Annotated in this window: 9 protein-coding genes; 1 reads left to right on the top strand and 8 read right to left on the bottom strand. The window is 62.7% G+C overall.

The features are described from left to right. Positions 1-13: 13 nt before the first annotated feature. From EOC93_RS29810 to glmM, 4 genes are all read right to left on the bottom strand, one after another. On the bottom strand, positions 14-1189 hold the full coding sequence (locus EOC93_RS29810) for a phosphoserine transaminase (protein ID WP_127206403.1): 1176 nt from the start codon (positions 1187-1189) through the stop codon (positions 14-16). Between the two features lie 201 nt (positions 1190-1390). Next, positions 1391-2155 carry an outer membrane protein gene (locus EOC93_RS29805; protein WP_127206402.1) on the bottom strand — a complete coding sequence of 255 codons (765 nt, stop codon included), beginning with the start codon at positions 2153-2155 and terminating at the stop codon, positions 1391-1393. A gap of 186 nt (positions 2156-2341) precedes the next feature. After that, on the bottom strand, positions 2342-3169 hold the full coding sequence (locus EOC93_RS29800; protein WP_126104544.1) for an outer membrane protein: 828 nt from the start codon (positions 3167-3169) through the stop codon (positions 2342-2344). Between the two features lie 203 nt (positions 3170-3372). Then, the gene (glmM, locus tag EOC93_RS29795; protein WP_126104543.1) at positions 3373-4725 is read right to left on the bottom strand and encodes a phosphoglucosamine mutase; all 1353 of its coding nucleotides are present in this window, start codon (positions 4723-4725) and stop codon (positions 3373-3375) included. Between the two features lie 539 nt (positions 4726-5264). Between glmM and EOC93_RS29790 the strand changes: the two genes are divergently transcribed. Then, on the top strand, positions 5265-6245 hold the full coding sequence (locus EOC93_RS29790; protein WP_127206401.1) for a hypothetical protein: 981 nt from the start codon (positions 5265-5267) through the stop codon (positions 6243-6245). Between the two features lie 502 nt (positions 6246-6747). On the opposite strand, the gene ftsH is transcribed toward EOC93_RS29790, so the two are convergent. From ftsH to EOC93_RS29770, 4 genes are all read right to left on the bottom strand, one after another. Continuing rightward, a complete protein-coding gene (gene ftsH / locus EOC93_RS29785; RefSeq protein ID WP_065011263.1) occupies positions 6748-8676 on the bottom strand; it encodes an ATP-dependent zinc metalloprotease FtsH in 1929 nt (642 codons plus the stop codon). Positions 8677-8799: 123 nt separating this feature from the next. Continuing rightward, positions 8800-10197 (bottom strand): tRNA lysidine(34) synthetase TilS, encoded by a 1398-nt coding sequence (gene tilS / locus EOC93_RS29780; RefSeq protein ID WP_095487390.1) that lies wholly within the window; start codon positions 10195-10197, stop codon positions 8800-8802. A gap of 58 nt (positions 10198-10255) precedes the next feature. Continuing rightward, complete coding sequence (ybgF, locus tag EOC93_RS29775) at positions 10256-11341, bottom strand: tol-pal system protein YbgF (protein WP_095487391.1); 1086 nt, start codon at positions 11339-11341, stop codon at positions 10256-10258. A 202-nt stretch (positions 11342-11543) separates the two neighbouring features. Next, positions 11544-11807: OmpA family protein (locus EOC93_RS29770; RefSeq protein WP_164759328.1), on the bottom strand; the 264-nt coding region annotated here is incomplete at its 5' end.

Here is an 11807-nt window from a genome sequence, read left to right as displayed (position 1 = left end):
CAAGGGGGAGGGATCAGGCCGCTGCCTTGAGCGACGCCTTTTGCGTGGCAAAGGCCCAGTCGAGCCACGGCAGCAGCGCTTCGAGGGAGGAGGTCTCGACCGTCGCCCCGCACCAGATGCGCAGGCCGGGCGGCGCGTCGCGATAGGCGCCGATGTCGTAGGCGACGCCTTCCTTGTCGAGCGTCGAGACGATGCCCTTGGCGAACGCCGCCTGGCCGTCGGCATTGAGTGCTGCGACATCCGGGTCGGTGAAGGAAAGGCAGACGGACGTGTTCGACCGCGTCGCCGGGTCGGTGGCCAGATGGCCGAGCCATGAGGATTTGCGGACGAAGCCGTCGAGAACGGCGGCATTGGCGTCGGCACGGGCAATCAGCGCGTCGAGGCCGCCGATCGACTTCGCCCAACGCAGCGCGTCGAGATAGTCCTCCACGCACAGCATCGACGGCGTGTTGATCGTCTCGCCCTTGAAGATGCCTTCGATGAGCTTGCCGCCCGTGGTCAGGCGGAAGATTTTCGGCAGCGGCCAGGCCGGCTTGTAGCTTTCCAGCCGCTCGACGGCGCGCGGGCTGAGGATCAGCATGCCGTGCGCACCTTCGCCGCCCAGCACCTTCTGCCAGGAGAAGGTGACGACGTCGAGCTTCTGGAAATCGAGCCTTTGCGCAAAGGCCGCCGAAGTGGCGTCGCAGATGGTCAGGCCGCGGCGAGCGGCCGGGATGAAATCGCCGTTCGGCACACGCACGCCCGATGTCGTGCCGTTCCAGGTGAAGACCACGTCGCGGTCGAAATCGATTTTTGTCAGGTCCGGCAGCGCGCCGTAACCGGCTTCGATCCTGCGCACGTCGGCAAGCTTCAGCTGCTTGACCACATCGGTGACCCAGCCGGAACCGAAACTCTCCCAGGCGACCATGTCGACGCCGCGTTCACCGAGCAGCGACCACAGCGCCATCTCAACCGCGCCGGTATCCGACGCCGGCACGATGCCGATGCGATAGTCTGCCGGAACCTGAAGTATCTCCCGCGTCAGCTCGATCGCCTGCTCGAGCTTGGTCTTGCCGATCTTGGCGCGATGCGAGCGTCCGAGCGCGGCATTGATCAGCGCCTCGACCGACCAGCCGGGGCGTTTTGCACAGGGACCTGAGGAAAAATTGGGATTTGCCGGACGGAGTCCGGGCTTCGTATGCGTCGTCATCGTGGTCTATCCTTCCAGATAGTGGCCCCTCGTTGGGGAGGGGTGGCCCACGGACGGCGATATGCGTTCAGGCGTCAGGCGTCAAGGGGAAAGTTTTTGTCGCTGACAGGATACTGGTCACCTGTGGTGAGAATGTCATGGCCTCAAAAACACGAACGGCGAACCCGAAGATCCGCCGTCTGATTGTCGCCTGCGCGGCTCCTACCAGAGGTCGTAACGCAACCCGATCTTGACTTGATGATTGCTGATTCCTTTGCGGATCGGATACGAATCCAGATCCTCTGCGGTGGCATATTCGGCGTCGGGCGCGGAAAAATACTGATAGCCCAGATCAACGGAGACATTCTTGGACACTCGATAGGCAAGGCCCGCATTCAGCGTATAGGCAAGGGAATACTGGGTCTTGTTGTCCTGCAGAACGAAATCGTCGGCGGGGTCATCATTGTCGGTGAAATAGCTCGCCGAAAGCTTGCGCTTGCTCTGGACGACGCCGATACCCGCGCCGAGATAGGGCGTGATCCCGACATAGGTGCCAAGATCGACATAGCCATTGAGCATGCCCGAAAAGGCGTAGTTCTCCAGGGATGCTGATGCCACGGTCGCCTCTGCCGCAATCGCTGAATCGTCATAGCCGACGCCAATCTCGTTGCCGAGCAGATAGCCGAGATTGAGGTCGGCACGCAGATAGTCGTTGAAATGGTAACCGAAGCCGATGCTGGCAAAGATCGGATCTTCTTTGTCGCTGAAGCTCGCCGGCGTGAAGGCGAAATCCTCATTTTCGAAGCTCTCTTCCGGTAAATAAGCGACATCGCCGCGCAGATACCATCCCGAACCAACTTCGACCGGCACGTAGTCCGGCGCCTGGTCGACATAGATCGGCGGATCGTAGTCGGCGCCGAGTGCCTGCGACAGCGGCGTCAGGGCGATTGCTGCAAGCGCCAGCGCTATGCGCGATTTGAATGTCATGATCCGGCTCCCGAAGGTGGCGCCATCGCAATCGCAAGCGCCGTTTCAGGAAGCATTGTTAACCATAGTGGTTAAGTGGCGGTTAAGGATAACAGGGCGTTAGCGAATTGATTTTTATGAGCTTCCCGACACAAACGAAAACCGCCCGGCTTTGCCGGGCGGTCCGTAAACCTGCTGTCGAAGCGATTACTTGGTGTAGACCGGTTCGGGTTCATAGGCGATCGGTTCCGGCTGGGCGCAGCCGGAGTTGCCGAACTGATAGCGCAGACCGCCGCGCACTTCATGCACATTGATGCCCTTGTCATGTCCGGGACCGACATCGCTGGCGAAGTCGAACATCTTGCCGCCTTCGATATGGCTGAAGCGGTAACCGAGATCGAGCTTGACGCGATCGGTCAGGCAGTAGGAGGCGCCCGCCATCGCCGCATAGGCAAAGCGCCAGCCCTTGCCGCCGCTATGCTCAAACGTATCGTCGTCAATGGTGTTGTGCAGCTTGTCCCACTTGACCCAGGCGCCGCCGATGCCGGCGCCGACATAAGGCGTGATGCCGTGCCAGGTGCCGATATCGACATAGGCATTGGCCAGGAGCAGCAGCGCCGTATAAGACGACGTGTCGGTCGAAGTGCAGGGGTTGATGCCGCAGAAGCCGCTGGTCGAGCCGCGGAAATCGGATTTGCTCATCCAGTCCGCGGTCAGGTCGGTGCGAAAATGCTGGTTGATCTGGTAACCGACGCCGGCACCGGCCGAGAAGGCGCTCTCCAGCTTGCCGCTGTCGAAGCGACCAGTACCGGGTGTGTCACCGTAGGTGATGTAGTCGGCGCCGCGAAACTTCGACCAATGATAGTCGATGTCGCCGCGAATGTACCAGCCGCCATATTCGGCCGGCTGCTCGTAGACGGCCGGTGGCGGGGCCGGCTCGATCACGGGCGGCTCGACGAAGTCGGCGGCGAACACTGGTCCGGCTACGCCCGCGAGCAGCGCGGCAAAGAGGGCCATTCTTGCTGTATTGAACATGCTTGTCACCCCTGAGAACCCTCGGCACAGCGAACGCGTCCGAATGTGATTGGCTTCAGTCGTGGATAATGAATTGGAAAAGTTAAAAGGCGTTTAACCGTATCGCTTAACCATGAATCTCTAGAATTCGAGGAAACTTGCGGCCATAGCTCAACGAAAAAGCCCGCCGAAAGGCGGGCTTCAGACTGGCAAAAGCTGCAGGATCAGGCGGCGCTGCGTGTTTCCGAGATGATCTCGACGATGTCGTTGACGACGGCCTCGACCAGTTGCTGGTCGTCGCCTTCCGCCATGACGCGGATGAGCGGCTCCGTGCCGGATGGCCGGATGACCAGGCGACCGGCCTTGCCCAGGCGGTGGCGTGCATCTTCGATCGCTGCCTTGACCGGGGCTTCCTCGAGCGGCTTACCGCCGGAAATGTGGACGTTCTTCAGAAGCTGCGGCACCGGCTCGAACTTCTTCGACAGCTCGCTGACCGGCCGGTTCTGCCGCTTGATGCAGGCGAGCACCTGGAGCGCCGAGACGAGGCCGTCGCCGGTCGTGGAAAAATCGGACAGCACGATGTGGCCAGACTGCTCGCCGCCGACATTCAGGCCGTGCGCACGCATGTGCTCGACGACGTAGCGGTCGCCGACCTTGGTGCGGTGCAACTGCAGGTTCATGTCGCCGAGGAAGCGTTCGAGCCCAAGATTGGACATCACCGTCGAGACGACGCCGCCGCCGGCCAGCCGGCCGCTCTGATGCCAGGACTCGGCGATCAGCGCCATGATCTGGTCGCCATCGACGATCGCGCCATTCTCGTCGACGATGACGACGCGGTCGGCGTCGCCGTCGAGCGCGATGCCGATATCGGCGCGCACTTCGTGCACCTTCTTCTGCAGGCCGGCCGGATGGGTCGAGCCGCACTCCTTGTTGATGTTGAAGCCGTTGGGCTCGACATTGATGGCGACGACCTCGGCGCCGAGTTCCCACAGCGCCTCGGGCGCCACCTTGTAGGCAGCGCCATTGGCGCAATCGACGACGATGCGGAGGCCGGAAAGCGACATCGATCGCGGCAGCGTGCGTTTGGCGAATTCGATATAGCGGTCATGGACGCCGTCGACGCGCTTGGCGCGGCCGAGCCCATCCGAATCGGCGAGCGCCAGGTCGATATCCTTGTCGAGCATCCCCTCGATGCGCTCCTCGATCTCGTCGGAGAGCTTGTAGCCATCCGGGCCGAACAGCTTGATGCCGTTGTCATAGTAAGGATTGTGCGAGGCCGAGATCATCACGCCGATGTCGGCGCGCAACGAGCGCACCAGCATGGCGACTGCGGGCGTCGGAATCGGGCCGAGCAGGAACACGTCCATGCCGGCGGCGCAGAGGCCCGACACCATCGCATTCTCGATCATGTAGCCGGAAAGTCTGGTGTCCTTGCCGAGCACGACGCGGTGGCGATGATTGCCGCGCTGGAACGAAAGGCCAGCGGCCATGCCGACCCTCATGGCGATCTCCGCCGTCATTGGAAACCTGTTGGCGCGCCCGCGAATGCCGTCCGTACCGAAATAACTTCCTGCCATACTAGTCAGCTTCCCGATGGTTCTTTCCCGGCACGTCATGCCACAAATTGGCCCGAGCCCTATCATCACAATGCATGATTATATGCCTCCAATCCTTAGAAAATTGTTGTTTTGTGTGTTTTGTGTCACGCCACTGTATTGATTTTCAAGTTCCCTGCTCTGATTGCGGCAGCAGCGTTCAGGAACTTCAACTCAAACCGCATCTGGATTCTTGATGTGTGTCAGTATGGCTTTGAATTCGGAATCCCCGCGTCGTTCTGCTCCAGACCGAGGTGAATTCAGGATCCGCCGCACCAGCCGGCTCGACTGGCTGTCATGCGAGGCAGTCTCCTGACTGCGAACCGCTATATACGCGCTCTCCGTGCAAATGCACCCGGAAAAACTTGGCTGCGAGACAGCGCCCGGCAACGATTTCATCACCTTATCGGAAAGAATACACTTTCCGGCACTTTTTACGCTACTTGGCATCTGGCGCAACCAGCCGTTGAGCGCTATTGATTTGCTGGGACATATCATGAACCGCTGTAGGGAGAAAATGCATGCTCATCCATCGACTTGCCACTTTGACGGGTCTTGCCGTCGTGACCTTGTTCCTGGCGGCGCCTGCCAATGCGCTGACCATGGCCGAGTGCAGCACCAAGTATAACGCGGCCAAGGACGCCGGAACACTTGGCGGGCAGAACTGGAACCAGTTCCGCAAGGCCGAATGCGGCACCGACGCCGGCGCCACGGCAGAACCCGCCAAGCCGACGACCAAGGCGGCAGCAGCCACTGGCGATGACGTCGCGCCGGGCCTGACGGCGAAAGAGTGCAGCACCAAGTATCAGGCAGACAAGGCCGCCGGCACACTGAACGGCCTGACCTGGAACCAGTATCGCAAGACTGAATGCACCGCCGGCGCTACCGCTGCGGCAGCACCGGCCGCGGCAGCACCGGCTGCGACGGCAGCGGCCACTGATGACTCGGCACCGGGCCTGACGGCGAAAGAATGCAGCACCAAATATCAGGCTGCAAAGGCTGCCGGCACGCTGAACGGCATGAAGTGGAACGACTTCCGCAAGAGCGCATGTGCCGCCGGCGCCACTGCGACGGTAGAACCCGCCGCAGCGACGACCAAGGCAGCGGCAACTGCGGACGCCGGCAAAGGCCTCAGCATGGCGGACTGCAGCGCCAAGTATCAGGCGGCCAAGACCGGCAACACGCTGAACGGCATGAAGTGGAACGACTTCCGCAAGAGCCAGTGCGGTGCCGGTGCATCCGACGACGACACCGTGCCGGCTGCCGATGAGGCCAGCTACACCAGCGACCCGGAAACACCGACCGTCGGCGCTCCCCAAGGTGTGAAGTTTCCGAAAGCGATCTCCCAGAAATACAGCACCGAAACCCCGGCCAAAGGCCGTATGCATACCTGCCTCGATCAGTACTACGCCAACAAGGACGCCAATGCGCTGGGCGGCCTCAAGTGGATCCAGAAGGGCGGCGGCTTCTACAGCCTGTGCAATGCCGCACTGAAGAGCTAATAGATAGCAGCATCTGAACGAAAGCCCGCGAACCGCAAGGTTCGCGGGCTTTTTTGTTCGCCGCTTCAGGAGAGGCCACTCTTGCGTTGCAAGGAGGCGCCATCGACGACGCTGCCAATCTCCCCCCTCGTGGGGGAGATGCCCGGCAGGGCAGAGGGGGGCGCGAAGGATCGCTGCTTTCATTCTAGTTTGGATTCCTCGCCTCCCCGAAAAGGGGGAGAGGTGGCTCGGCGAAACCGAGGCGATGAGGGAAATTCGAACTAACAGCCAGAGTGAAGTTCGCCCTAGCCCCAAGATGCCGGCGGGACAGTGCCCCCCTCTGTCCTGCCGGACATCTCCCCCACGAGGGGGGAGATTGGCCGCCACACCGGCTTTCGCCGATCGCCAACGTTGCAGGTCGGGTACAGGTCGCGGACAATTCCGCAGTCCTCTCCACCTCCTGAACAAAAAACGCCGCGGTCCAAGCCGCGGCGTTTTCGAAATCAACCTCTTGGGCCGGACCCTAGCTTGACGGCTGAGGCTCCATGCCGCCTTCGGGCTCCGGACCCTTCTTGCGTCGGCTGCCGGACTTCGGCACGGCCGAGCCACGGCTCGGCGGCGTGTCGTCGCCGAGATCGCGGGCGGGCTTGTGGCCGGCGATCAACTGCTTGATCTCCTCGCCTGACAGCGTCTCATATTCCAACAGCCCCTGCGCCAGCGCGATCCATTCCTTCTTCTTCTTGGTCAGGATGGATTTCGCCGTCGAATAGGCCTCGTCGATCAGCCGGCGCACTTCGGCGTCGATGATCTGCGCCGTCTCTTCCGAGACGTTCTGCGTGCGCGCCACCGAATGGCCGAGGAACACTTCCTCCTGGTTGTCGCCATAGGCGACGTGGCCGAGCTTGTCGGAGAAGCCCCAGCGCGTGACCATGGCGCGCGCCAGCTTGGTTGCCTGCTCGATGTCCGAGGAGGCGCCCGAGGTGATGTTCTCCTTGCCGAACTTGAACTCCTCGGCGACGCGGCCACCCATCATGATGGCGAGGCGCGAGATCATGTATTTGTAGCTCATCGAATAGCGGTCGCCTTCCGGCAACTGCATGACCATGCCAAGCGCCCGGCCGCGCGGAATGATGGTCGCCTTGTGCAGCGGATCGGCCGACGGCACGTTCAGCGCCAGGATGGCGTGGCCGGCCTCGTGATAGGCGGTGAGTTCCTTCTCGGCCTGGGTCATGGCCGACGAGCGGCGCTCGGCGCCCATCATGATCTTGTCCTTGGCGTCCTCGAACTCGGCCATGGTGACAAGGCGCTTGTTGCGCCGTGCTGCCATCAGGGCGGATTCGTTGACGAGGTTCATCAGGTCGGCTCCGGAAAAGCCCGGCGTGCCGCGTGCGATCACCTTGAGGTCGACATTGGGCGCCAGCGGCACGTTGCGCACATGCACCTTCAGGATCTTCTCGCGGCCGACGATGTCGGGGTTCGGCACCACCACCTGGCGGTCGAAACGGCCGGGCCTGAGCAGCGCCGGGTCGAGCACGTCCGGTCGGTTGGTGGCGGCGATCAGGATGATGCTTTCGTTGGATTCGAAGCCGTCCATTTCGACCAGCAACTGGTTCAGCGTCTGCTCGCGTTCGTCATTGCCGCCGCCGAGGCCGGCGCCGCGATGGCGGCCGACCGCGTCGATTTCGTCGATGAAGATGATGCAGGGCGCATTCTTCTTGGCCTGGTCGAACATGTCGCGGACGCGGCTCGCGCCGACGCCGACGAACATCTCGACGAAGTCCGAGCCGGAGATGGTGAAGAACGGCACGTTGGCTTCACCGGCGACCGAGCGGGCAAGCAGCGTCTTGCCGGTTCCGGGAGGGCCGACAAGCAGCACGCCGCGCGGAATCTTGCCGCCAAGCCGCTGGAACTTCTGCGGATCACGCAGGAATTCGACGATCTCCTCCAGATCCTGCTTGGCTTCGTCGACGCCGGCGACATCCTGGAAGGTGACGCGGCCATGCGCTTCGGTCAAAAGCTTGGCCTTCGACTTGCCGAAGCCCATGGCGCGGCCGGAGCCGGACTGCATCTGGCGCATGAAGAATATCCAGACGCCAAGGATGAGGATCATCGGCAGCCAGGAGATGAGATAGCCGAACAGCGAATTGGAGCCGTCGGATTCAGGGCGCGCATTGATGGTGACGTTCTTGTCCTGCAGCCTCGAAACCAGCGACGGATCGCCAGGCGAATAGGTCTGGAAGCCGGTAGAGGTGTCGGTATAGGTACCGGAAATGCGGGCACCCGCGATGGTCACCGTCTTGACCCGGCCGGCCGCGACATCCTGCAGGAACTGCGAATAGGGGACATCGCTCGCCGCTCCGCGCGTCTGCGGCGTCTGGAACAGATTGAAGAGAGCGATGAGCAGGACCGCTATGATCGCCCAGAGCGCGAGATTGCGATAATTCGGATTCATCAATTGTCCCGTTGGCGTCCGCTGGCGGACACGCGTCGTGAGAGGAAACTTGGGTCTAACATAGGGATGGCGTCCTCCCTTGCCAAGCAGAACAGCATGTCGCGGTTAAGCTTTCGCCCATCATCAACCGGCAGTATGGCCGCTGAAAGGCGTGGTAGGGAGGAGCGGCGCGCCGATCAGCGCGGCGACAGTTCCGGCCGGCGCCAGGTCGAAGGACGGCAGGAAGCGGGCAAAGGGCGCGACGACCGGGCATACCGCCATTCGTGGCAAGGCCGGGCTGTCCTGCACCGGACCAAGGCTTTCGCCTGGATGTTCACTTGAGCGCCACAACACCGGCTCGGCCGCCAGGGCCGCGCGGACAAGGCTTGGCGGCGTGCCGTCTTCGGCAATTTCACGTTTTGCGGCACGAGCCGCGCCGAGCGGCGCGATCAAAAATGCATCTGGCTCGTCGCCCAATGTGATCCTCCGGCGGCCGTCCCAGAGTGCATCGTCCACGGCAGGAGCAGCGGGCGGCAGGTTGCGGGTTTCGCGACGCAGGAAAATGCCGGCACGCCGTGCATCGACCACCGTCCGCGACAATGTGGCGCAAAACGGGTTAGCATAAAATGGCATCACGCAAGATGGCCTGGGCCTCAGCCGGGCAAACAGCGCCTCGCTGCGAGCCTGGTCGGGCAGAAAGGCAACGCCGCCGACAGTCGCCAGCAGGATGCGCAGCGCATAGACGGCCGCGAGGTCGTCGCCGGCCGTCGCAAAACCCGGATCGAGACGGATAAGGCCATCGGCGGGCCTGCTGGCAAAGCCACGGATCAACGCGGCCGCGCGATGGCCAAGCTGTTCGCGCTCCACGGCAGCCCGTGCGGCCAGCGCCATCGCGTCTTCCTGCGCACCATTGCCATCGGCAAGTGCTGCGCGGATGCGCGGCCGCTCGAAAGCCTCGTCGTCATTGGTCGGGTCTTCGGCCCAGCCGACGTTCGCGCGCCGCAGGACTTCGCGCAGCGCCGCACGCCGTGTGCCGAGAAGCGGCCGTGCGATCCAGATCCGCCAGTCGTAAAGGGTTGCGGGCGCCATGCCGGCAAGGCCTCGCCCTGCCTCTCGCGGCCCCTCCTGGCGCGCGTGCCGCATCAGCACGGTCTCGGCCTGGTCGTCGGCAGTGTGGCCGGTCAGGATCAGGCCGATGCCCTCCGCCTGCGCTGCCTCGGCCAGCAGCCGGTAGCGCGCCTCTCGCGCGGCAGCCGGCAGGCCGGTCGACGGCTTGCGCCCGGACCAGACCATGATGCGGTGGGCAATGCCGCGCGCGGCGCAAAGCCTGGCCACGGCTTGCGCTTCCGCTGCCGAGCCCGGCCGCAGATTGTGGTCGATCGTCACAGCCAGCAATTTCGTTGCAGGCGCGCTGCGGTCGAGGTGATCTTTGATGAGAAGGAGAAGGGCGGTCGAGTCGCTGCCGCCGGACACGGCCGCAACAGCGCCGTTGGTAAAGTCGATCTGCGAAAAAACCGAAAGGTCAGGCTCGGTTTCGAGCATCAATGCATGTCGCCCAAAAGTGGGCCCGGTTTTGGGGCAACGACATGCAAGAGAAAAACTAGCACGCCGCGAGCGCCCTTTCCTGTTTGACACGTTCCTTGAGCGTGCCGGAAACGTTAGGATAGCGCTTGCCGATCTCGCCGAAAGTGGCGCAGGCCACGTCGCGCTGGTTCAATCCGACCAGCGACACGCCGAGCTTCAGCAGCATGTCGGGAGCCTTCTTGGCCTTCGGATAGTCCTTGCTGGCGGCGAGGAAAGTCTCGGCCGCGTCGCGGTATTTCTGCTGGCCGAGCAGTGACTCACCCAGCCAGTAATGCGCGTCCGCCGCCTTGGCGTCCTTGGGGAAGCGGGCGATGTGGTCGCGAAAGCCCTGTTCGGCAGTGCTGTAGTCGCCCGACAAGATGAACTGGTAGGAGTTGCGGTAAAGTTCCTCCGGGTCGTCGGTGGCAGGCAGCGCCGCAACCACCGTATTGTCGGACTTGCCGGCCTGCGTGCCGGCTTGATCGTTAGTGGCTGGGGCGGTGTTCTGCGCCGGTGCATGTGCCTGCGTGTTGCCGTCGGCGTCGACTACATTGCCGTTCTTGTCGACGGTGATGGTGCCGAACGTCTTCGGAGGCGTGCCCGGGATCACCCTGCCGGGTTCGCCAGTCGGCGATTCGACGATGACGTCCTCGCCCTGGGCGCCGGCGGGCGGTGTGCCCGCATCGGCCGGCGCATGCGTCGCCGGAGCCTCGGCGACGCTGCTGTCGGTGTTGGTGGTGGCGTCCGACTTTTTCTGCTCCGCTGGTTGCGGCGCGCCTTGCGAACCGCCTTCCAGCTGCTGGAAGCGGAACTCGTTGTCTTCCTGCTGCTTGCGGATCTGCTCCTGCATCTGCAGGACCTGGAAGTTGAGCTCCTCGATCTTGCCGTTCATTTGCCGGAGCTGCTCCTGCAGTGCGGTAGTGCCGGTGCCATCCTGTGCGAACTGAACCTGATCCGGCTTTTTCTTTTCACCGAAAATGCCGAGCGTCGGCAGGTGGAAGGAAAAACCGCCTTTCGACGGTTGTTGCTCGTTGCCGCTTGCCCCGGTACCGGCAGCAAGTGCGGCGACGCTTGATACGAGCAGCAGCGCAAGCGTGCCGCTCAAGACCGATCTGAAATGCATGTGCCTCTCGCCGTGAAATTGTTTGCCTGTTGCATGCCTTCCGATCGGAGTGGGACCGTCAGGCGCCTTGGCTCTTAGCAGGACGCAGGACTTCGGCCAAATTTTGTTTCAAGTCTCATATCCGGGTGCCGGACATGAAAAAGGCGGCCGTCGCCGCCTTTCGCACATATGTGTTGCATTTCTGCCGATCAGGAATTGCCGATCAAGAACCGGCGCCGCTGAGCGTGGTGACGGCGCGGCGGTTCTGCGACCAGCAGGAGATGTCGTCGCAAACCGCGACCGGACGCTCCTTGCCGTATGAAATAGTCTTCAGGCGCTGGCCGGAAACACCCCTGGCGACGAGGAAGTCGCGGGTGGCGGCGGCACGGCGGGCACCGAGCGCCAGATTGTATTCGCGCGTGCCGCGCTCGTCGGCATGGCCTTCGATGACGATGGCATACTGCCCATACTGGTTGAGCCACATCGC

Source organism: Mesorhizobium sp. M6A.T.Ce.TU.002.03.1.1, from assembly GCF_003997275.1.
Classification (GTDB): Bacteria; Pseudomonadota; Alphaproteobacteria; order Rhizobiales; family Rhizobiaceae; genus Mesorhizobium; species Mesorhizobium mediterraneum.
Note: the sequence above shows the minus strand (reverse complement) of the source record. Positions and strands in the feature narration are given on the sequence as shown.